This is a genomic window from Granulicatella seriolae, from assembly GCF_024543085.1.
Classification (GTDB): domain Bacteria; phylum Bacillota; class Bacilli; order Lactobacillales; family Aerococcaceae; genus Granulicatella; species Granulicatella seriolae.
In genome coordinates, this window is record NZ_JANHNZ010000001.1 from 177,895 (window position 1) to 199,302 (window position 21,408).

Below are 21,408 nucleotides of genomic sequence, written 5' to 3' on the forward strand. Positions count from 1 at the left end.
ACGGTGTAAAGCATAGCTGACGTACAGTGGATGTTTCGGCTTTAGCCGATTACAGCCACGTAGACAGCTAAGCCAGTGAGACCTAGGCTCACGGCGGTGCCACCGTCCTTATTTCTGATAACCTTTTTTGAAAAACTCTTTTGTGATTTAAAAAATAGATATTAGTCATTATAGACTTTTTGCCCAGCCCCACAACCATTGTGTGTCAACTATAGTCTACACCGTAATTTTTGACAGAGAATCTGTATGCTCAAGTTTACAGTAATAAATTGAATTGTTCGAAGTAAGGTTCTTATTTCCGATAGGTATAAGTTGGAGACTCGTTTACACAAAACAAAAAGACTAAGTAGCTTTTAACCACTTAGTCTTTCTCTATTCAATATCATTCTAGTTTACGGATAATACAAGTCATAGACCTTCCGTGCGACACCTGCAGCATACTCAGTCGGATTGACTTCAATAAAGTAGGGAGCAACTACAGCTACGACTACCTCAGGATTTTCGTAAGGTGCATAAGAAGCGAAGGTAGAATTAACTACCGGAGCTTGTTTATAGGCTTCAATTGGTCCATCGTAGAAGGCCTCAGTGGAACCAGTTTTCCCAGCAACATCTGGTGAGAAACCGGCAAATGGTGCTGTAGAAGTCCCGTTTGCACCATGCGTTACTAGATACAAGCCTTTTTTAATGTGAGTGATAATATCTGGTGCAACTTGGATGGAATTCATTACTTTAGGAGTAATGACTGTTTGTAGTGCTCCGACCCCACCATCAGCTGAAGTGGAATGGATTTCTTTGACCAAACGGGGCGCAATTCGTGTACCACCATTTGCAATGGTTGACATATACTGAGCTAATTGTAGAGGTGTGTAGAGGTCAAACTGTCCGAAAGAAAAGTCAAGTGCGGAGAAGGAATCAGCTGTCCCCCCATTGTAACCTGTACTTTCGTTCGGCAAATCTATACCAGTACGTACTCCTAAGCCGAATTGTGCATAGTAATAACGTAGTTTGTCAAAGACGGAATCATTAATATTTAATTTGCCACCAGGTACATAATCATATTGTCCACCCATACGCATGGCTAGTTTGATCATGTAAACGTTGGATGAGCGTTCTAGAGCCTCCACATCGTCCATGAGCATTTGTCCGCTTCGGTTGAACCATGAAGACTTAGGATTAGAGGCTGCGAAGACAATTGGTTCATCGAGGATTTGGTTATCGTTAAGGGAAATAACCCCATCCATATAGCCAGCTAAAACGGTCGCAGCTTTGATGGAAGATCCCATACCGTAAGAACCATTGATAGCTCCTAAGGCATCATCTTCAACACCTTTGATATTACCATTCTCATCATAGGCACGTTTCTTACCAGTAATCCCAATAATATCGCCTGAGTTTGGGTTCATTACCACGATATAAATACGGTCAGCTGCTGGATCCGATTGAGCCAGAACAGTATCTGTTGCTAGTTTTTCTAGCTTTAGTTGGAAATCCATATCAGTTGTTAAAATTAAATTATCACCCGGTTTACCTGGATAGACCTCATTAGAATTAACCACTTCTCCTGAACTATTGGTAGTGTTTTTAATAACAGATTTTGAGCCACGTAGTACTTCTTCATATTGAGCTTCCAAATAAGAAACACCCACACGGTCGTTTAGGGAATAGCCTTTTGCTCGTAATGAATTGACTGAATTAGAAGGCAAACCTGTTTTTTCAGAAGTAACTGTTCCTAGAATAGAACGCAAAGTATCTCCCATTGGGTAAACGCGGTCCCAGTCAGACGTAACATCGACTCCCGGCAACTCACTCAAGCGCTCACTAACTTCAGCTACCTCTTTTTCAGTAACATCTTTATTTTTAATGGACACCGTTGACAAAGCATAAGCACTATTCATCTTAGAAAAAATGGCGATAGCTTGTTTTTCAGCATCTGAATAGGCAATGTTTTCCGGAGTAATATGAGCTAGTTGCATTTCATAGGTTTGACTTGTGCTCAAGTTTTCTTGGTTAATTTTATTTTTTTCTTCAGTTGTTAAGAGTTTAGCCGCTTGTTCAGGGTTGGTTACAAACCAGTAGTCCTTCAAATCACGTTCTTTTAATTCAGACGTATCTATCTGAATGTATTGAGTTAGTTTCTTAGCAGTTTCGGCCATGGATGCTGCACTAGCATTCAACTCTCTGGTATAGTTAATGACCAGTTTTGCTTCATTACCAACCACGATTTTTCCTTTGCTATCGTAAATGGAGCCTCTTGGAACGGACCGACTAGTTGTTGTAGTCTCGGTTCGTCTAACCAAAGCAGCAAATTCATCACCTTTTATGACTTGGATATATCCTAGACGTATAATTAAGGCTAGAAATGAGAAAAACACAATTAAAAATAACAAATTCAATCGGAAAGGAATATGAGATTTTTTCTTTTTCATTTGTTTTTTCTTTCTAGGTTTCATATGTTCACTTCACTCTTTTCATTTTCAATTATAAAGCTTAATTCTTATAGTGAGTATATTTGACCAAACATGTTCTAGTAAACCTTGGTCAAGTTTCATTAGGTACTTTTAATAGTATAACAAAAAAATAGACTTTCTCCAAAAGTATTTCTTTAAATTTTTGTAATAGTTTTAAGGGGCATTCTAGTGAAACTTGTATCAATTCATGGTATCCTATAAGGGAATTCTTTTTTGGAGGTCAACAGTCACATGACAATCACGTCACCTAATCAAGAACCAATGTCAAGGAAGAAAACTCTTTTCTTAGCCTTTTTGGTTCCTTTTACTATATTACTATTAATTTATGCGGCTATTGGTACCTATCCGTTTGGGAACGGCTCGCTCCTGACCATTGATTTAGGGCAACAATATGTCGACTTTTTTGTTTATTACCGCCAAACGGTCTTGTCTGACCCTGCTGCCATTTTTTATAGTTTTTCAAAATCCATCGGTGGAGAAATGGTTGGTCTCTGGGCCTATTATTTAACTAGTCCTTTTAATGTCATCTTTTTGCTATTTCCCAGTGATCAAATTGCTAGTGCAGTCACTTTACTCATCCTGCTCAAGCTAAGTCTATCTTCCTTAAGTTTTTCCTATTTTATGAGCAAGAAATTCCATCAAAATGGTTTGATCAATATCATTTTCTCCATTTCTTATGGGTTAATGAGCTATGTAACAGTAAATCAATTCAATATTATGTGGATTGATGGCATCATTTGGTTACCGTTAATTATTTTAGGTTTAGACAGGTTAATTAAAGGAAAGAATCCAATCTATTATGTATTGGCTTTGGCTATTACCGTCTTTAGCAATTACTACATTGCCTATATGATTTGTCTCTTTTTGATTCTCTTCTACCCGTTCCTTTATCTGAGTCAAGATAATCTGGTAGAAAAAAAGAATCTTAAGCATTTTTCGCTAACTACTTTAAAGTTTGCTTTTTATTCTCTCTTAGCAGTTGGTTTAGTTGCCTTTTTGATTGTCCCAACAGCTTATAGCCTTTTAGGTGGAAAAGCATCTTATAGCGAAATGACTTGGAATTTTGCTTACGATTATGACCCTGTTCTCCTCTTTTCAAAACTATACTTTGGTAGTTTTGACTTTGACCAGATGCCAAGTGGTGCACCTAATATTTTTGTGGGTTCCATTGCTACACTATCCTTTTTTGGTTACTTTTTGTGTAACAAAATTGATTGGAAGGAAAAGCTTTATGCCTTTTTCATGACAGTCTTTCTATTAGTTAGTATGAACTTGGATAGTCTCAACAAGATTTGGCATGGGGGGCAATTCCCAATCTGGTACCCTTATCGCTTTTCTTTTGTCTTTTGTTTTATGGTTATTTTTATTGGCTATCGCTGGTTTAAACAAGAGAGTTCCTACAAGCTAAGCTGGGCCCTTATGGTCATAGGTCTTGTAACCTTTAGCAGTATTTTCTTTTTCATCTATCCTGAGTCATATTTACAAGGATGGCAATTGATGATTGGCTTTGTCATCACCGTCTTAGCGCTTCTCTTTCTTATCACAAAAAAAGAGGCTAATAAACGCTGGCACTTTCTCCTATTCATGCTAGTCACACTGGAGATGACCGCAAATAGCGCAGTGAATATCGCTCGCTTGTCTTACGTTAGACAGGATGCCTTTGAGACTTACCAACACATGATGCAAAGCTGGGCTCAAGATATTTTACCCAAAGAAAATCAGTTTTATCGTGTAGAAAAAACCTTCCAACGCTCAAAAGATGATGCTATCCAGGTTGGATTCTATGGTATCAATCACTTTGCCTCTACTTTCGAAAAGGAAATCCCGACTATTTTTGGTGCCTTGGGCGTTTCAGAAGGTTCAGGTTTTGTCTCCTATAGTAACGGAACCTTATTTACTGATTCCCTGTTTGGGATTCGGTATATGATTCAAAATAATAATTTGATCCCTAATTCATTCTCCAAAGATGGAAGTCTCTATGGCTTGCATGAGATTTGGACTCGAAAAGACCTGAATTACTATGAGTTCTTCTCAAGCTTGAATCAAGCAACTATTTTCCAAAATAATCATGCTCTTTCTTTAGCCTTTCCAGTGGATTCTGCCATTAATTCGGCTGAGCTATTGATGAACCAGCCCCTTGTTTTGCAGAACCAACTCTTGTCTTATATGACGGCAAATCCGTCACAATCACCGGCTGCATTTAGTCAAAGAAATTTTGGCATTCAACTGGATAATATTAACCCAGTGGACTTCAGTAATGCTAATCGTCAAAAATATGAAAAAACTGATGCTAGTCAACCAGCTACGGTAACCCTTACTTTTACTCCAAGAAGCGACAATCCTTATTATCTGGTCCTTGATGGTAATATACCAAAGGATGCCATCGCTATGACTTTGAATAGTGAGCCTTATCAATTTTACAAAACCTTTAGACATTCAGCGGTGATGAATATGACTAGTAAGGCTGGTGGCAAGCCACAAACCTTGGTCATTGAGCTTAAAGAAAATTCGATTACCATGAACATGCCTCAGCTGTATGAACTAGATGTTGCTACTATGCAGGAAGCTTTGAAATATACACAAACTCAGGGTCTTCATATTAGCAAGTTTTCACAGACGGCAATTGATGGCAAAGCAAAGATTGACCGAGATGCTACTATGCTGACCACTATCCCTTATTCCAAGGGCTGGACAGTTGAGGTGGATGGGCAAAAAGTTGAGACGTTTAAGGTCTTGGATACACTTCTAGGTTACTCAATTAGTGCTGGTGAGCACACCATTACTTACCGCTACCGCACTCCTTATCTCTGGTTAGGGATTGGGATAAGCCTGGTATCTCTAGGGATACTGTGTGTCCTGCAGTATTATCGAAAAATGAAACAAAAAGCGACTGGATAAATAGTCCTATTTGCTTAAAGATTCGAGGGGCTGGGCAAATAGTCCATAATGATACTATCTATTTTTTACATCACAAAAGAGTTTAGCGAAAAGCTTACCAGAAATGGGAACGGTGGCACCGCCGTGAGCCTTGGTCTCACTGGCTTAGCTGTCTACGTGGCTGTAAATCGGCTGAAGCCGAAACATCCACTGTGCGTCAGCTATGCTTTACACCGTTATTTCTGGTAAGCTTTTCGCCAAACTCTTTTGTTTGAATAGCAGCCTGGACTTTTTGCCCACCCCATCTTTGCTACTTTTATAATTTAAATGATTTGTTGGTTATACATTGAAAACCAACTAATAAAAAAGGCGATTCTCATAAAATTGTGAGAATCGCCTTTTTTATTAGTTGGAGCTAAAATCTTAACTCTGTTTTTATAAAACTATTTTGCTGCTTGGTAAAGTTCTGCTACGTGATCCCAGTTTACAATGTTCCAGAAAGCTGCAACATAGTCTGGACGAAGATTTTGATAGTTTAGGTAGTAAGCATGTTCCCATACATCTAAGCCTAAAATTGGTGTTTTGCCTTCTGATAATGGGCTGTCTTGGTTTGGCGTAGACACAACCTCTAACTTGTCGCCGTCCACTACTAACCATGCCCAGCCTGAACCGAAACGAGTTTTAGCAGCATTGGAAAAAGTTGTTTTAAAACTATCAAAATCACCAAAAGCAGCGTCAATGGCTTCTTTCAGCTCTCCAGTAGGTTCACCACCACCATTTGGAGAAAGGATTGTCCAAAACAGGCTGTGGTTGGCGTGTCCGCCACCGTTATTGCGGACAGCTACTTGTACATCTGCTGGTAATTTGTCTAAGTCAGCTACCAATTCTTCGATAGATTTTTCGAATAATTCTGGGTATTTTTCTAAAGCTGCATTCAAGTTTGTAATATAGGCTTGATGGTGCTTGCCATGGTGAATTTCCATGGTTCTTGTATCTATAGTTGGTTCCAAAGCATCAAATGCGTAAGGTAATTCTGGTAAAGTGTAAGTCATTGTATTTCCTCCCTAAAGATAGTATCTTATTTTCTACGTCTTACATAATAAGGATAACATGTGAAAATGGAACCGCCAACTATTCCGCTCATAGAAATTCTGATTTGTGTCATTTTCACTAGTGTTGTTGTTTGCCTATCTTATGGTATAATAGTTGAGCAAGAAGTTCCCTTAGACACTGTAGATAAAAAGAAAGAGGTAATCCATGTCATTTAAAAACTATTCACTAGCACCTTATCTGATTGAGGCTCTAGACGAAATCAACTTCAAAACACCTACACCAATCCAAGAAAAGATTATTCCATTGATTCTAAAAAAAGAAAGTGTTATCGGTCAATCACAAACTGGTACTGGTAAAAGCCATAGCTTTCTCCTGCCTTTACTAAGCTTTGTAGACCCAAGTAAAAATGAGCTGCAACTTGTAATCACTGCTCCAAGCCGTGAGCTGGCTGAGCAATTGGTGAGTGTCACCAAGCAATTAATTGCTCATAGCCCACAACCTATTCTTTTAGAGAAATGTGTTGGCGGAACAGACAAACAACGTCAAATGAACAAATTACAACAGCAACAGCCTCATATCGTTATCGGGACTCCTGGTAGAATTTTTGACTTGATGAAAGAAAATGTACTCTTCGTCCAAACCGTTACCATGATGGTGGTCGATGAAGCTGATATGACTTTCGACTTAGGCTTCTTAGAAACCGTTGACGAGATTGCGTCCCGTATGTCGCCTGACTTGCAGATGACCGTTTTCTCTGCCACTATACCAGATAAAATTAAGCCATTTTTACGCAAGTATATGGGCAACCCTACTTTTGTACAAATTCAAGAACACGAATTATTGTCGCCTACAATTGAGAATTTGCTTTTAGTAACTAAGGGAGCCAATCCTGACCAACTTTTATATGAAATTTTAACAGCTGGCCATCCTTATTTGATGCTAATTTTTGCCAATACCAAGCAAAGAGTTGATGAAGTTACAGCATTTCTGCGTAATAAAGGTTTGAAAGTAGCTGCTATTCATGGCGATATTCCTGCTAGAGAACGTCGCCGGATTATGAGACAAGTTCAACAAATGGACTTCCAATATGTTGTTGCGACTGATTTGGCCGCACGTGGAATTGATATTACGGGTGTTTCTCATGTCGTTAACCTAGAGATTCCTAAAGAGCTTGAGTTTTTCATCCACCGTGTTGGTCGTACTGGTCGTAATGGCCTGCCTGGTACTGCTATTACCTTTTACACCCCTGACCAAGAAGAAGCTATCCATACCTTGGAAAGTAAAGGAATTACCTTTAAAACCGTGGCCTTCCAAAATGGACAAATTGTTGAAAGTTATGACCGTAAGCGCCGTGAAAAACGAAAAGATACGCAAACCAAAGAAGTGGACCATCACGTACGCGGTATGATTTCTAAGGCTAGAAAAAATGTAAAACCTGGGTATAAGAAGAAATTAGCAACAGAGATCAAATCGCATCAACGAAAGAATCGCAAAAATAATACTAAGAAAAAATAAGAGAAACGCCCCTGACTGTTAGAAAAATCTAATAAGTCAGGAGCGTTTTTGTTTACTGTTTCTGGAAACTCTTTATGGATTACACACGGCTAAATAAAACCTTTATGAAAACCCTACAATCTTATGTGGCACGTATTCCTCTTCTAGATATTGAACTTCTTCAAGAGACAATTTGAAATCTAGTGCCTCTACCGCGGTTTGGACGTGGCTAATTTTTGTGGCACCAATAACTGGTGCAGCTAGGTTTTCTTTTTGTAATAGCCATGCTAAAGCAACAGCTACTTTAGTAACCTGATGCTTTTCAGCAATTTCAGCAACTCTTTGGATAATAACTTGATCTTTTTGAGCTGTTTCATCGTATTTTGCTCTTTGGATAGCATCCGTTTGACTTCTTAGGGATTCTTCTGAAGCCGCTTTGACCAGTCTTCCTGATGCTAATGGACTATATGGTGTTAAAGCAATCCCTTGGTCAATACAATAAGGCACCATTTCACGTTCTTCTTCGCGATAGATGAGGTTCATATGGTTCTGCATGGAAACAAACTTGGTCCAGCCATTCTTTTCGGCTACATTATTGGCTTTTTGGAATTGATAGGCATACATGGCTGACGCCCCGATATAACGAGCTTTCCCAGCTTTGACTACATCATGTAAAGCTTCCATAGTTTCTTCAATTGGGGTATTGTAGTCCCAGCGGTGGATAATATATAAATCTACATAATCGGTTTGCAATCTTTGCAAACTTTGATCTATTTGTGACATAATCGCCTTTCGTGACAATCCTTGACCATTTGGCCCATCAAACATTTTTTGATGAACTTTGGTAGCTAGTACAATCTCATCACGGTTACCGAAGTCCTTTAGAGCTTTGCCTAAGATTTCTTCACTTCTTCCTAGTGAATAAACATTCGCAGTATCGAAGAAATTGATACCCAAATCCAGTGCAGCTTTAATAATCGTACGACTTTCTTCTTCCTCTAGTACCCAGGGGTGAATCCAATTAACAGGGTCACCAAAACTCATTGAGCCTAAACAAATTCTAGAAACATCCAGTCCAGTCTTGCCTAATTTTGTGTATTCCATGTATATCCTCCTTAAAATTGTGCTTAAATTTTAGTGGTATAGTTCTAAGTAAATATCATCCGAAACAGGTTCCAACCAAATTGGTTTGCCTGCCGTAATGGCAATGTGCTCGAACCATGAATCTTTGCTTGCCCCATGCCAATGCTTGACACCATCATGAGTAACAATCACATCTCCTGCGCTTAAAGCTTTCGCTTCTTTGCCCTCTTCTTGATATCAACCTTGTCCACCAGTTACTAGTAAAATTTGATAGCCATTCTCATGGATATGCCAATTATTACGACAAGCTGGTTCAAAGGTGACATTCGCCACACTGACTGGAATTTCTGGATCAGCAACTAACCCCTGCAAGTAGCTTTGTCCGATAAAATATTGGGCATAAGCTTCATTTTTTTCACCTACTGGAAAAATAACCCCATCCTTTACATTTTCAAATTTTGTCATCTTGTTCCCTCCATTTTCTTTGTGCCCTGTATCCTGACTGCTTTCCTTCTACAAAAGAAACTGATAATGTTTCAGTTTCTTCTTTCTCTTCGCAGTTTTCGTAGTAGATTCCCTACCCATAAAGCTAGTAAGGAAATGACAGAAGCACTAACCAGCATACCAAAGTTTGGTAGATTCATCACACGAAACTCAAGCATGTTGGACAAACTAAAGGTAACAAATTTCGCTAACATGTATAGAGCACCAACTGCTAATGCCCAATAGTAAAACCAAGTGTCCCACGAATAAAAAAATCCCAGCAAAAGTGAAGTCATTATGCCACCAAGAGGTAGGATTATCCAAAGATAAAGAATACTAAAACCCATAGCATCTGTTGGGTTGGTATATAGCCAGAAAACAGTAATTGTAATTATCCAACATATCAAAAAAATTCCCATTAAAGCCAACTTTAAGTATTTTTTGAAAGAATTATTTTGAGGCTTGAAATCATTTATGGTCTTGGACATGATATTCCTCCTTTTTAACTGACAACTAGTCTTAGAAAGCGATTTATATATCTATCTATATCATACTAGAGCAAGGCTTGTATGGTCTAGTGAATAGGTTTGAACGAGAAAAAATACAACACACCTTGCCTACGAAAGAGTGTGCTGTATCCTTGTGTAATTATTCAATCTTTAAATCAAACTGGTTAACTGCCCTCCATAAAACTCCTTCAAATACTCAATCTCAATATCCGTAACACCATGCTCTTCATCCAATAATTTCAAGGTGAAGTTTGGGAAAAGTCGTTCAGACATGCGTTTGTGCATTTGTACGATGGAGCCTGGAGCAACCATAGTGTCTGAAACACCAACTGTCGCCAAAATTCGGCTGGTGCTAACTTCATCTTTAAAATCATAATCAAAATCAAATGAGTGCAACAAGTAAATTTCAGGTGCAAAATTAGGGTCAAGTTGCATGATACTCAATAGGAAGTTAGCACCATTTGAAAAACCGATGGCTGTAATTCGTTTGTAGTGGCTAAGATCAAAGGTTGCAAACTGGTCTAAAAATTTCTGTGCGTGTTTTTTTAGTTCATCGGTTGAGATATAGCCATCTTTAAGAATAGGGAAAAAGCGTCGACTAACACCTGTTTCACAGTCTCCCAAGAAACTTAGCACATCAGCTTGTGGATTGATTTCCCCAACGATTGGCAAGAGACTATATAGGTTTCCGCCAGTACCATGAAAGGCGATGAATAATTCATCTGACTTGTTCGAATATAATTGGTAATCCATTAGATAGTCTCCTCCCCACGCTCAAGGCATTCTTCAATACTTTCACGTTTGTACTCCAAGAAATCTGGTAGAAAGAGCGGTTGTTGCTCCCACTCAAGGTCTTGCTCAGGCAACATACCCTCTTCTTTAACAATCGGAGTAGCTACTTCAAACAAGTTGTAGTTAGGCTCTCTGAAATAAACTGACTGCATAAATTCACGATTTTTAATGCCAGAATTGACCATATTGTGCTCATTTAAGGTATCAACCAACTTATACAAATCAGACATTTCTGTCACACCAAAAGCCACATGGTGAATCCCCCCTACACCCAAGCGTTGAATTGGCGAAGTTTTGTCCTCAATGACATGGATTTCCTGCGCAAATTTGTTATTAGGTGCTTTGAAACAAGTTACTGGCAAATGCAGCAAGTTATAAGTTCCACCCTTTTCAAATTGGAAATAGTTCTCTAACAAGTAAGCTGTCGCTTCAGGATAACGTACCCGCAAATGGACTTGGGCAATCCCTTGAATCAGAAACTCTTCAGGAATATCAGGTGCCTTGTAAGGATTTAAGTCAGACAGCTCATGGTCTGGATAAACAAATCCTAAGCGCTGCCCATCAAAATCTTCGAAACGCAACATAGTATCTTTGCCATATTTTTCAATGCCATAGTGTTCTACCTCAAAACTGTCCAAGCGCTCCATCCAATAGTCTAGTGCCTCACGTGACTTGACTAAGAACATCGTTCGTTCAATAGCATTGGTTCCAAACTGGTTCTTAGGCGTTCCCTTCATCTCAAACAGAGTGAATTCAGTTCCCTCACGCCCAGTTTCATCGCCAAAAAACAAGTGATACATATTATTTTCGTCTTGGTTCACAGTTTTCATAACCAATTTTAACCCCAAGATTTTATGATAAAACTCATAAGCCTCCTTGCCATCTCCTCCTATAACTGATACGTGATGAATTCCAGTGTGCCCCATTAAAATCCCTCTCTCTTAGTGTATTTGTCTTTATTACACTATTTTTTCTGGGAAAGGGTTAGGGAAAGGGTTGTGGTGGCAAAGGTAGTAAAAATATAAACAATTGTAGGTTCCAAAGAATTTTCTTAGTAAAATATTAAATAAGCCATCTCCAACATACAAGATGTCAAGATGGCTTATATATTTCAAATGTGATGTACAATCAGTAACTAGTTCAATAAAGTAATCTTCTCTTCCAATAAGGATAGAGCTCCATCTCCTAAAGCCGTCAACCCAATCACCTAAACACCAATAAATTAGCCAACAAGGTCACAATTGGCAACGCCAGCAAGGTTCTTTCTAAGAATATGATAAACAACTGGCCAACATTGGTAGGAATTCTTGATTTCAATATAATGGCCCCTACTTCTGTCATGTATACTATTTGTACCAAAGATACGGCCCCTAAGATAAATCGTGTTTTTAAAATAGGTTCATTGGCTAATAGCAATGGAGGAATATACATGTCTCCAAATCCTACTAACATGGACGGAGAGAGGTGCATGGCATTTTCGATACCTAATAATTGCATGAAATAACCTAGTGGAATTGCTGCAATTTGAAATAGTTGGGTATATTCAACAAATATCAAGATTAGTGTTCCCCATGCCATAACTAGTGGTATCAAATCCAAGAAAAGGCTCAAATAGACATCAAGTCCAATATCAAATACATCCTTCAAAGAAGCTTGTTTAGCTCTTTTACCTGCTAAATTTAAAGCCCATTTCAGTGGATTGACACCTGTTGGAGTTTCTTCATTGATTTGCTTTCCAGCAATTTTATCATAAGTATCTGGCACATTTCGTAAAGGCCAGATACGTGGCATAATCATTGCAATAATCATACCTGTGATACATATGATAATATACCAAATCGTAAAATAACTTTCTACGTTGATTAATTTTGCAATAACGAAGCAAAAAGGGATTGAGACTAAAGAAAAGTTTGTTGATATAACTAGTGCTTCTCTTGCAGAATAAAAACCAGATTCGTACTGTCTTGTTGTCAAAATAACGGCAGCATTGGAGGCACCAAACCAAGATGTCATTAAATCGATAGCAGAACGACCAGGGCAAGTAAAGAAAAATCGTACAAATTTTTGAACCAAAACACCAACAAATTCCATAATACCAAAATCAGTCAATAATGGCATAGCAAAAGCAATAACGACTACCACTGACACTAAAACTGCAGATACGGATAGCATAGATCCACCAGTATCAGCTGACCAAACAAATTCTGGTCCAATTTTAAAAATCGTTAAATAACAAAATATAAGTCCAATAAAGCGACTAATCATATAAAATGGACTAGGAAAAGCAATTGATTTTAATTTTTCATTTTCCATAATAAATTTTGGTTTGAAGAAGTAACCACAAAAAGTTAGTAAACAGGACATTGTAATAAAGATCAAGACAAAAATTTCCGCAAAATCTATGCTTTCCGTTTTTAACAATGATGCAACCCAATCTATTAATACTCCTGCTGGTATGGTAAAGGATCCTTCATTAGGTATTGGAACCAAAAATAAGAATACTCCCAAAACAGAGGCAGTAATAAATTTTCGAATGTCTCTCTTGGTTACAGTTTCATCTAATTGTTTTCCCATCTCTTGGGGTTCTTCCATCTTGTTCATTAGTATCGCCTCATTTTTCTACAGATTACAAAGAGAGCTGTTCCAGAGACCCTTTCTGTCAGGAAAGACAGTTAGACACCTCAGTACAGCTCAGTCTTTAGTTTTTACTTACTAATTTAAATACTTTTTCTTTTTCACCATTGAGATAATGCACAATATTCTCTGTTGAAATGCGTTGCAGTTCATTTAGCGAGGTTTGTGTATAAAATGCAGCATGTGGTGTGATAATGACATTGGGTCTTCCAACTAAAGGATGACTCGATAAATCAGGAGTCTCATCTTGTAAGACATCTAATCCACAACCTTTTAAATAGCCATTATCTAAAGCAGTCATTAAATCATTCTCGACAACACAACCTCCTCTTCCCATATTAATGAAATACGGTTTTTGTTGCATTTTTTGGAAATTTATCAAGTTAAAAAACTCAATATTTGTTTCATTAAGATTCATATTATTGGTTATTACATCCGCTTGAGCAAAAATTTCTTCCGCATCAACTAAATCAATATCGAATTCTCTACCGCTATCTTGCGGTATAAAAGGGTCACAGGCAATCACATTCATTCCTAGTGCCTTAGCCCGTTTACCAACTGCCTTTCCAATTTTCCCAAATCCAAAAATCCCTAAGGTCATGTCACTAATTCGTTTGTTTAATGTTCCAATTTCATAGCGCCACTGATGATTATGATCAACATCTTGTATATACATTTTGATATTTTTTACCAATGTCATCATCATAGTGATTGTGAATTCTGCAACATCCTGAGTACAATATTCCCCAACTGGACAAACACCGATTCCACGTTCATTGGCTGCATCTAAATCCACATTGTCATAGCCTGTAGCATTCATGGATATAATCTTTAAATTTGGTGCGTGATCCATTGCTTCCGCATCAATTTTCGTAAAAGCAGTTAGGATAGCGTCAGCGTCTTTAATGATCTCAAAGAATTCTGGTCGTTTTTCATCAGTATATTCATAGACTACAATTTCACATGAGTCTAACCCATTAATCAATATCTCTTTTTCATAATCATGGGTAGGCATCATGGAGTCCTTGTAGTCGGTAATCACAATTTTCACTGTGAACCTCCTTCAATTAATAAAGCTCTTACATTAATTGTACTAAATATTTGGTGATTTAGCCACGTTGAGCTGAAAATGATATGTAATGATTATAGACTCTTATTAGACTGGTTAGGGGTATGTATTCAGTTTCGAAAAACCATAACTTGAGTAAATGAATTGATAGTATTATGCATATTAGTTTTTCCTCATAAGTTGGCCTCATCATTTTACTAGGAAAATTATAAAGTGTTTCGCAGTAGTTATCAACGATGCTTCAGGTTCTTATGAGTACCGTAATACCCTCACTTATTATTAGCTAATAGTACAACTATTTTCGCAATTCACAAAATAAAGTTTAAATAGTACTATTTCAAATATATTTCCCACTCAGTTTGAAAGTGTAAATTGAGGAAATTTATGCTTGATACTGATTGGGTACAATGTGAACTAGGGAATACATTCATTGGTTTATCAGGAAAAACAAAGAAAGATTTTGGACACGGTGATGCTAAGTTTGTCACCTATGTAAATGCATTTGGCAATCCAATTTCCAACCCCAATGGAACTAAGTAAATTGAGATTGACGAAAACAAAATCAAGCCAAGTTTGGAAACGTATTCTTAATAACATCATCAGAAACGTCTGAAGAAGTTGGAATATCTTCTGTATGGCTTGAAGATATTGAAAATGTTTACCTAATCAGTTTATGTTTCAGCTATCGTCCAACAGCTGAACTCGACTCTTATTATTTAGCTTTTATATTACGTTCCCAGCTATTCGTAAGAAGTTTATGTTTTAGCTCAAGATATTTTAAGATACAACATATCGAAAACAATAGTAATGGAAATGGAGGTTTCTCTACCTAATATATATGAACAAAGGAAAGTTGGAACGTTTTTCAACCAGCTCGACCACCTCATCACCCTTCATCAGCGTGAACCGTGGACTGATAATTAAATAATAGGAGGAAATTATCATGTTTGATGAAAACAATCAAAACGAACTTTTCCATGTTTATTACAAACATTGGATTTCAGTATACAAAGAAGGAGCAATCCGAAAAGTTACCATGAGCAAGTATCAGATGACTTATCAATGGCTTGTGAAGCTCATTCCTACTTTGAAAGTCAATGAATTGACTCGTATTACCTACCAACAACTATTGAACGACTATGCTCAAGAGCATGAACGTCAAACCACAATGGATTTCCATCACCAGCTAAAAGGAGCCGTTCTTGATGCAGTTGATGAAGGGCTTATTCAACGAGATCCAACTCGGAAAGCCATCATCAAAGGAAAAACACCTCGTCTGAAAAAGCCAAAATACCTTAATCAATTTGAACTGCACACCATGCTTACCCAGCTCAATCTTAGTCAAGAAATTAACTGGGATTGGTTCATTCTTCTTGTGGCAAAAACCGGTATGCGATTCTCCGAGGCATTGGCAGTAACGCCAAAGGATTTTGATTTTCCACACCAAATATTGTCCATCAATAAAACTTGGGACTATAAAATGGATGGTGGATTTTCGCCAACAAAAAATCATTCCTCAGTACGCAAGATTCAGCTCGACTGGCAGACCATCATCCAATTCTCGGAATTAGTCAAAGGACTGCCAGAAAACGAGCCAATCTTTGTACGCACCAAGGGAAAGATTTATAACTCAACCGTAAATGGTGTGCTTGAACGTGCTTGCAAACGAGCAAACATTCCAATCATCACCATCCACGGTCTTCGTCATACACATGCTTCGCTCTTATTATTTGTTGGTGTTTCAATTGCTAGTGTTGCACGAAGACTCGGACACGCCAGCATGACTACAACACAAAAAACCTATTTGCACATAATTCAAGAGCTTGAAAACCAAGACATTGACTTAATTATGCGGTCACTTTCAGTCTTAAGCTAACTACAAAATCGGTCCACGGCTTACGCTGATGAAGGGTGATGAGGTGGTCGAGCTCTTTGAAGAAAATGCCTATTCTATTTTGTTCATCAACTGATGGTACCCAAACTTTGAACTCTGAGAATTTAGAAATCCAATGTCGCTCATGACTTTTAGGTACATAATTAATATTTTTCAAAGTGTTATAAACGAAATAAAAATCTTCATCATCCGATTTCAAACTCAGTAATTTCATCGCAGAACTCTTGATTTTAAAAGGAAAATCAACATAATGAGATCCTGTTGTAAAGTCATCAAAAATGATAACTGGCTCTATATCACTAGCAGATTTTATTCCGGCAGTTTCATCAGTATATCCAAGAATGAAACTTTGACCAGCAGTTAAAACAGGCGTTTCAAAACTATCATCATAGTAAGTAGAATTTACAATATACTTGGTTGGTTGCTCATATTTTAGTAACTCTCCTAGTTCCCGTTGTTCCCAAGCGTTAGTATTCCATCAACCTTCGAAAAAACACAAACGCTTGGGTGCAGCGTAAGTATGTTCCATTATACGTTTTTTACATAAGTCTTGAAAGATGATTGGTCGGTTTCTAAAGGACTAAGCTCTATAAATGTGGATGGTTAGTTAGTATTTTGCCTAAGCTAAACGAAAACCCACTGTTAACGAATTTGTTAACAGTGGGTTAATTCTGGGTTGTAATTCATAACCTAATAGTGTAGCTCTTAAATGTTTTGGACGTGGATCATAAGTTTTCCAATCCAAATTAACTACAGCCACACCCCAATTGTCATAGTTTGACTTTTTTAACTGCGGGCTCATTGGACCCCAGTAGAACTTGAATTTATTTCCTTTTCTGTTGATTAAATAGTATTGACCGTTCATCGTAAGAAGAATGCCTCCTTCTTTGTTTGGGCTGGGCAAAAAGTCCGTAATTAAATAAAATCGTTCTAAATCATAAAATAGTTCCCCAGAAATCTATCCGAAATAACGGTGTAAAGCATAGCTGACGCACTGTGGATGTTTCGGCTTCAGCCGATTTACAGCCACGTAGACAGCTAAGCCAGTGAGACCTCGGCTTGCGGCGGTGCCACCGTTCCCATTTCAGATAGATTTCTGGGGAACTATTTTATTTGGATACTATTTGGACTTTTTGCCCAGTACCAACTCATTCACCTCTATAATCTGTCATTTTTAAATATTGTTCATTCGCATCAAGTAACTTTTTATAATACTCATCATAGCTTTTACTGAATTTTCTGATAAGAGGAATTGCTATTTCGTAATATTTGTTCTCCATCATGAAAGTTTGTAGCTTTTCTTGAATTGTTTTCATTGGACTATTTAGATAATCATCACTATTTTTATAGCTCTCATATTGAGTAATGGTATCTTGATTTTCCTTAAGCCAGTCATCAACATTTTCAATTGCATTAATTTTAGCTTTATTCACTTCTTTTAGCGTTTGAATATCAAAAGTTGAACTAATTTTGTCGATATAATCCTGTTCCTCTTTACTAAGCTCAAAAGAAGGAAGGTTATCTAAATAGTCTACATACTTCTGATAAACCTCATCTCCATCCTTACTTAAAGTTTCATTTAAAAATGGTTGATATGCTGAGAAAATCATTTGTCCATAGTATCCAGGAAAAGCTCTTCCCAATCTTTCATAAATTGTTTCTTCTGCTTCAATCAAAGCTATCTTATTATTTATCAGGCTTTGGCTTTCTCCTTTAACTATTAAGTTAAGAATTTCATTTCTTTTTTGTTCGATATCTAATTGATGTTCTTTTCTTCTTAGAATTGAAGGTAGCGAATTTCCCTTTGAAGCTAAACTCTCCTTTATTTCAGATATACTCATTCCAACTTTTCTAAATAAAGAAACTTTAATCAAGATCTTCAAATCTTCTTCACTATAATTTCTATAGCCATTTTCCGATTTCTGAGGTGTAATTAATCCTTTTTCCTCATAGTATTCAATTGCTTTTCTTGTTAAACCAGTTTTATTTTGAATTTCATTTCTTAACATGGTTTAGCACCTCCTTTATTCAAAGGATACCACTGCCCCCAACGGACAGGTCAAGCTGTTTTTTAGTTTATATCACTTGGGCTACATTAAACTTTTTCTACTCCATGACACAAAAAAATCCTTTATATAGATCTCCGATGACTTATCCAAGACCTATATTTTGAATCAGTCTTGATTGGCTTTCTTTTTCTAAGAGAGTGGCAGTCATTCATTCTTAGTATAAGTAGGACAGTTCTTTGCATTCATTGAAGCAATTTATCTGCAATACTCGTAATACTATATCCAAGATTTTGACTCAAATTCTTTTTACATAGCTCACACCAAGAAACTCAACCATCAACAAAATATAAACTTTTTTTGCTTGTATGATCGTAGTTTTCTCTGTTGATTTTTTCGTATGTTTTCCCATCCTTATTTTTTGATAATCATATTTATCGCTTGCTCCATTTTTTGTAATTGCTTATCTGAATCTAATTCTGGATTTTCTAAACATGATTTCAAATTTTCAGCGACAATCATGCCCATAATCCGGTCAACACTTGATCTAACAGCACTTAATTGAGTAATAACATCAACACATTCTTTTTCTTCCTCAATCATTTTTTGAATCCCTCGCATTTGACCCTCTGCACGCTTTAAACGATTCAGAATATTTTTATCACAGGTTCCCATAGGCTTATGCTAACTCTCCCTTCCATGCTGACATGCCACCCATCACATTGACTGTATCATACCCTTTAGTACTTAATAGATTACAAGCCATTGCTGAACGCCCACCAGATTGACAGATAACATAGTATTTTTCATCTTTATTTAACTGATCGATACGTTGCTCTAATTCGCTTAAAGGAAGTGTCCTAGCGGATGGGATATGTTCTCTTTCAAACTCATCTGTTTCTCTAACATCGATAATTGTCAATGATTCTTTTTTGAACTTTTGATAAAATTCATCTACACCAATTGAACTAAACATAGTTTAAATCCTCCGATCTTACTGCTTTATACAATGAAAATGCACCATCTAAGTTTTCTACTTTAAATCCAGCTTGTTTTAAAATTCTCTCGCCGATATAGCTTCTCAAACCACTATGACAACTTATAATATATTCTTTTGTTGGGTCTAATTCTGAAATACGGCAACGTAAATCATTCAGCGGGATATTAATCGCTTCTTTAAAACGTCCATTTGCTAATTCACTTTCTTCTCGAACATCCAATAATACTTTTCCTTTAGAGAGTTCTTCTGTCAATTCATACCATTGAATCGTGTCACTTAGACCTTCAATTTGATTTAAAGCGACGTACCCTATCATATTTACTGGATCTTTCGCAGCGCCAAATGGTGGTGCATAAGTGAATTCTAATTCAGGTAGATCAAAAACCGTAAGCCCACCTTTAATTGCTGTCGCTAGAATATCGATGCGCTTATCAATCCCTTTTTTACCAATTCCTTGGGCGCCATAAATTTCACCTGTTTTGGGATTAAACACTAATTTTAAAACTACTTCTGTCGCTCCAGGATAATAACCTGCATGATCTTTGCCAGAAATATGAACTACTGCCACATCAAGCCCAGCCATCTTTGCAACACGTTCACTTAAACCTGTTGAAGCAGCACTTAAATCAAAGACACGAACAATTGCCGTACCAATGCTGCCTTTATTTTTACGATTTAAGCCTGCAATCACATCCGCTACTTGTCTGCCTTGACGGTTAGCTGGAGAAGCCAAAGAAATTAGGGCACTTTCACCAGTGATTTGTTGTTTGACTAAAATTGCGTCTCCTACTGCATAAATATCTGAAAGATTCGTTTGATAATTATCATCAACTAAAATTCCTCCACGTAAGCCTAATTCGATTCCTGCATCTTTTGCTAGAGTATTTTCAGGCTGAACTCCAACTGATAAAATGGTTAAATCTGATTGTAATTCAGTTCCATCTTCTAAAATAACCGAGTTCCCTTGATTTCTAAATTCTGTAGCTGATTGCGCAGTAATCACTTGTACGCCTTTACCAACTAATTCATTTTTAACAAAAGCAGCCATTTCTTCATCTAAAGGAGGTAAAACATGAGGAGCTTTTTCAATAAGCGTTACTTGCAGGCCACGTTTCTTTAAATTTTCTGCCATTTCTAACCCAATAAATCCGGCACCTATCACAATTGCATTTTTAGGTTTTCTCTGCTCAATATTTTCCATAATTTTATCCAAATCAGGTACATTGCGCAAACTGTAGACATTCGTTGCTTGTGATAATCCAACAATCGGTGGGATAAATGGTTTGGCACCTGGTGATAAAATCAGTTTGTCATAAGACTCTGTCGTCAGTTGGTCATTATGCTTAATTGTAACTGTTTTATCTACTGGATTGATTGCCATCACTTCATGATGTGGTCTAACATCTAAATTGAAACGTGCACGTAAGGCTTCTGGTGTTTGTACTAATAAACTATCTCTAGCTTCAATTTCCCCAGATACAAAGTAAGGTAATCCACAATTGGCAAACGATACAAATGGGCCTTTTTCTAAAACAACAATTTCAGCGTCTTCCATTAAACGACGTAATCTAGTCGCTGCTGACATTCCTCCAGCGACGCCACCTACGATAATAATTTTTGTCATAATTATTTTCCTCCTCTTATTTGACCCGTCCATTGACTCATGCCACCACGAACATTTACTACATTATAGCCCTTTTTTTGTAATATTTTTGCAGCCTTTTTACTTCGCATCCCTGATTGGCAAATCACATAAAGTTCCTCAGTTGAACTCCCTTTATAGCCATCTAGCATATTTAACGGAACATTCTTAGCTTTCGCTATATGCCCCAATCGGTATTCATCTGGTGTGCGTACATCAAGCAAATTGATCTTATCTTTTAGTTTTTCTTGTAGCATATTCACCGAGATACTTGGTACTGTGCTAAAAAATCCAAACATACTTTTCCTCCTCATTAAAGGTTTTTGTATACCCATATAGGTATATATAACTATAATTTTAAATGAATGTCAATAGGTTTGCTTTCAAAACGAATTATAATCATA

Annotated in this window: 18 protein-coding genes and 2 pseudogenes; 5 read left to right on the forward strand and 15 right to left on the reverse strand. The window is 37.2% G+C overall.

Going from position 1 to position 21,408, the window contains the following annotated elements:
* Positions 1-392 precede the first annotated feature (392 nt).
* Positions 393-2,426 (reverse strand): peptidoglycan D,D-transpeptidase FtsI family protein, encoded by a 2,034-nt coding sequence (locus NPA36_RS00780; protein ID WP_256944212.1) that lies wholly within the window; start codon positions 2,424-2,426, stop codon positions 393-395.
* Positions 2,427-2,699: 273 nt separating this feature from the next.
* Between NPA36_RS00780 and NPA36_RS00785 the strand changes: the two genes are divergently transcribed.
* The gene (locus tag NPA36_RS00785) at positions 2,700-5,366 is read left to right on the forward strand and encodes a YfhO family protein (protein ID WP_256944213.1); all 2,667 of its coding nucleotides are present in this window, start codon (positions 2,700-2,702) and stop codon (positions 5,364-5,366) included.
* Positions 5,367-5,788: 422 nt separating this feature from the next.
* On the opposite strand, the gene NPA36_RS00790 is transcribed toward NPA36_RS00785, so the two are convergent.
* Complete coding sequence (locus tag NPA36_RS00790; protein WP_256944214.1) at positions 5,789-6,397, reverse strand: superoxide dismutase; 609 nt, start codon at positions 6,395-6,397, stop codon at positions 5,789-5,791.
* Positions 6,398-6,457: 60 nt separating this feature from the next.
* On the opposite strand from NPA36_RS00790, the gene NPA36_RS00795 reads away from it, so the two are divergent.
* Both NPA36_RS00795 and NPA36_RS00800 read left to right on the forward strand, forming a co-directional pair.
* A complete protein-coding gene (locus tag NPA36_RS00795; RefSeq protein WP_256944215.1) occupies positions 6,458-6,613 on the forward strand; it encodes a hypothetical protein in 156 nt (51 codons plus the stop codon).
* Complete coding sequence (locus NPA36_RS00800) at positions 6,603-7,913, forward strand: DEAD/DEAH box helicase (protein ID WP_256944216.1); 1,311 nt, start codon at positions 6,603-6,605, stop codon at positions 7,911-7,913. Before NPA36_RS00795 ends, NPA36_RS00800 begins: the two co-directional genes overlap by 11 nt.
* Positions 7,914-8,015: 102 nt before the next feature.
* Here NPA36_RS00800 and NPA36_RS00805 read toward each other — a convergent pair whose 3' ends face one another.
* The 7 genes and pseudogenes from NPA36_RS00805 to NPA36_RS00835 form a co-directional block, all read right to left on the reverse strand.
* Positions 8,016-8,996 carry an aldo/keto reductase gene (locus tag NPA36_RS00805; RefSeq protein WP_256944217.1) on the reverse strand — a complete coding sequence of 327 codons (981 nt, stop codon included), beginning with the start codon at positions 8,994-8,996 and terminating at the stop codon, positions 8,016-8,018.
* A 30-nt stretch (positions 8,997-9,026) separates the two neighbouring features.
* Positions 9,027-9,440 (reverse strand): annotated as a pseudogene (locus NPA36_RS00810) (cupin domain-containing protein).
* 71 nt (positions 9,441-9,511) lie between these two features.
* On the reverse strand, positions 9,512-9,946 hold the full coding sequence (locus tag NPA36_RS00815; protein WP_256944218.1) for a hypothetical protein: 435 nt from the start codon (positions 9,944-9,946) through the stop codon (positions 9,512-9,514).
* 171 nt (positions 9,947-10,117) lie between these two features.
* Complete coding sequence (locus tag NPA36_RS00820; RefSeq protein ID WP_256944219.1) at positions 10,118-10,720, reverse strand: alpha/beta hydrolase; 603 nt, start codon at positions 10,718-10,720, stop codon at positions 10,118-10,120.
* Positions 10,720-11,685: a VOC family protein gene (locus NPA36_RS00825; RefSeq protein ID WP_256944220.1), complete on the reverse strand. Its 966-nt coding sequence runs from the start codon at positions 11,683-11,685 to the stop codon at positions 10,720-10,722. The genes NPA36_RS00820 and NPA36_RS00825 overlap by 1 nt, the downstream gene beginning before the upstream one ends.
* Before the next feature lie 277 nt (positions 11,686-11,962).
* Complete coding sequence (locus NPA36_RS00830; protein ID WP_256944221.1) at positions 11,963-13,360, reverse strand: YjiH family protein; 1,398 nt, start codon at positions 13,358-13,360, stop codon at positions 11,963-11,965.
* A gap of 97 nt (positions 13,361-13,457) precedes the next feature.
* Positions 13,458-14,444, reverse strand: a complete 987-nt coding sequence (locus tag NPA36_RS00835) for an NAD(P)-dependent oxidoreductase (RefSeq protein WP_256944222.1) — start codon at positions 14,442-14,444, stop codon at positions 13,458-13,460.
* A gap of 402 nt (positions 14,445-14,846) precedes the next feature.
* On the opposite strand from NPA36_RS00835, the gene NPA36_RS00840 reads away from it, so the two are divergent.
* Together NPA36_RS00840 and NPA36_RS00845 are read left to right on the forward strand one after the other, a co-directional pair.
* Positions 14,847-15,002 (forward strand): hypothetical protein, encoded by a 156-nt coding sequence (locus NPA36_RS00840; RefSeq protein ID WP_256944223.1) that lies wholly within the window; start codon positions 14,847-14,849, stop codon positions 15,000-15,002.
* Positions 15,003-15,405: 403 nt separating this feature from the next.
* Positions 15,406-16,338, forward strand: coding sequence for a site-specific integrase (locus NPA36_RS00845; RefSeq protein WP_256944224.1), 933 nt, complete (start codon positions 15,406-15,408; stop codon positions 16,336-16,338).
* Here NPA36_RS00845 and NPA36_RS00850 read toward each other — a convergent pair.
* From NPA36_RS00850 to NPA36_RS00875, 6 genes and pseudogenes are all read right to left on the reverse strand, one after another.
* Positions 16,310-16,807, reverse strand: a pseudogene (locus tag NPA36_RS00850) (restriction endonuclease subunit S); the annotation flags it as partial. The gene NPA36_RS00845 and the pseudogene NPA36_RS00850 sit on opposite strands and share 29 nt — an antisense overlap.
* Positions 16,808-17,504: 697 nt before the next feature.
* Positions 17,505-18,365: a MerR family transcriptional regulator gene (locus NPA36_RS00855; protein WP_256944225.1), complete on the reverse strand. Its 861-nt coding sequence runs from the start codon at positions 18,363-18,365 to the stop codon at positions 17,505-17,507.
* A gap of 411 nt (positions 18,366-18,776) precedes the next feature.
* A complete protein-coding gene (locus tag NPA36_RS00860) occupies positions 18,777-19,037 on the reverse strand; it encodes a metal-sensitive transcriptional regulator (protein ID WP_256944226.1) in 261 nt (86 codons plus the stop codon).
* A 4-nt stretch (positions 19,038-19,041) separates the two neighbouring features.
* A complete protein-coding gene (locus NPA36_RS00865) occupies positions 19,042-19,338 on the reverse strand; it encodes a rhodanese-like domain-containing protein (protein WP_256944227.1) in 297 nt (98 codons plus the stop codon).
* A complete protein-coding gene (locus NPA36_RS00870) occupies positions 19,331-20,986 on the reverse strand; it encodes an FAD-dependent oxidoreductase (protein ID WP_256944228.1) in 1,656 nt (551 codons plus the stop codon). The genes NPA36_RS00865 and NPA36_RS00870 overlap by 8 nt, the downstream gene beginning before the upstream one ends.
* Before the next feature lie 2 nt (positions 20,987-20,988).
* Complete coding sequence (locus tag NPA36_RS00875) at positions 20,989-21,303, reverse strand: rhodanese-like domain-containing protein (protein ID WP_256944229.1); 315 nt, start codon at positions 21,301-21,303, stop codon at positions 20,989-20,991.
* Positions 21,304-21,408 lie beyond the last annotated feature (105 nt).

Coding starts and splice junctions, on each gene's coding strand:
- NPA36_RS00870 (WP_256944228.1), bottom strand. CDS start 20,986: ATGACAAAAATTATTATCGTAGGTGGCGTCGCTGGAGGAATGTCAGCA.
- NPA36_RS00825 (WP_256944220.1), bottom strand. CDS start 11,685: ATGGGGCACACTGGAATTCATCACGTATCAGTTATAGGAGGAGATGGC.
- NPA36_RS00815 (WP_256944218.1), bottom strand. CDS start 9,946: ATGTCCAAGACCATAAATGATTTCAAGCCTCAAAATAATTCTTTCAAA.
- NPA36_RS00860 (WP_256944226.1), bottom strand. CDS start 19,037: ATGGGAACCTGTGATAAAAATATTCTGAATCGTTTAAAGCGTGCAGAG.
- NPA36_RS00790 (WP_256944214.1), bottom strand. CDS start 6,397: ATGACTTACACTTTACCAGAATTACCTTACGCATTTGATGCTTTGGAA.
- NPA36_RS00845 (WP_256944224.1), top strand. CDS start 15,406: ATGTTTGATGAAAACAATCAAAACGAACTTTTCCATGTTTATTACAAA.
- NPA36_RS00840 (WP_256944223.1), top strand. CDS start 14,847: ATGCTTGATACTGATTGGGTACAATGTGAACTAGGGAATACATTCATT.
- NPA36_RS00785 (WP_256944213.1), top strand. CDS start 2,700: ATGACAATCACGTCACCTAATCAAGAACCAATGTCAAGGAAGAAAACT.
- NPA36_RS00805 (WP_256944217.1), bottom strand. CDS start 8,996: ATGGAATACACAAAATTAGGCAAGACTGGACTGGATGTTTCTAGAATT.
- NPA36_RS00830 (WP_256944221.1), bottom strand. CDS start 13,360: ATGAACAAGATGGAAGAACCCCAAGAGATGGGAAAACAATTAGATGAA.
- NPA36_RS00855 (WP_256944225.1), bottom strand. CDS start 18,365: ATGTTAAGAAATGAAATTCAAAATAAAACTGGTTTAACAAGAAAAGCA.
- NPA36_RS00820 (WP_256944219.1), bottom strand. CDS start 10,720: ATGGATTACCAATTATATTCGAACAAGTCAGATGAATTATTCATCGCC.
- NPA36_RS00800 (WP_256944216.1), top strand. CDS start 6,603: ATGTCATTTAAAAACTATTCACTAGCACCTTATCTGATTGAGGCTCTA.
- NPA36_RS00875 (WP_256944229.1), bottom strand. CDS start 21,303: ATGTTTGGATTTTTTAGCACAGTACCAAGTATCTCGGTGAATATGCTA.
- NPA36_RS00780 (WP_256944212.1), bottom strand. CDS start 2,426: ATGAAAAAGAAAAAATCTCATATTCCTTTCCGATTGAATTTGTTATTT.
- NPA36_RS00865 (WP_256944227.1), bottom strand. CDS start 19,338: ATGTTTAGTTCAATTGGTGTAGATGAATTTTATCAAAAGTTCAAAAAA.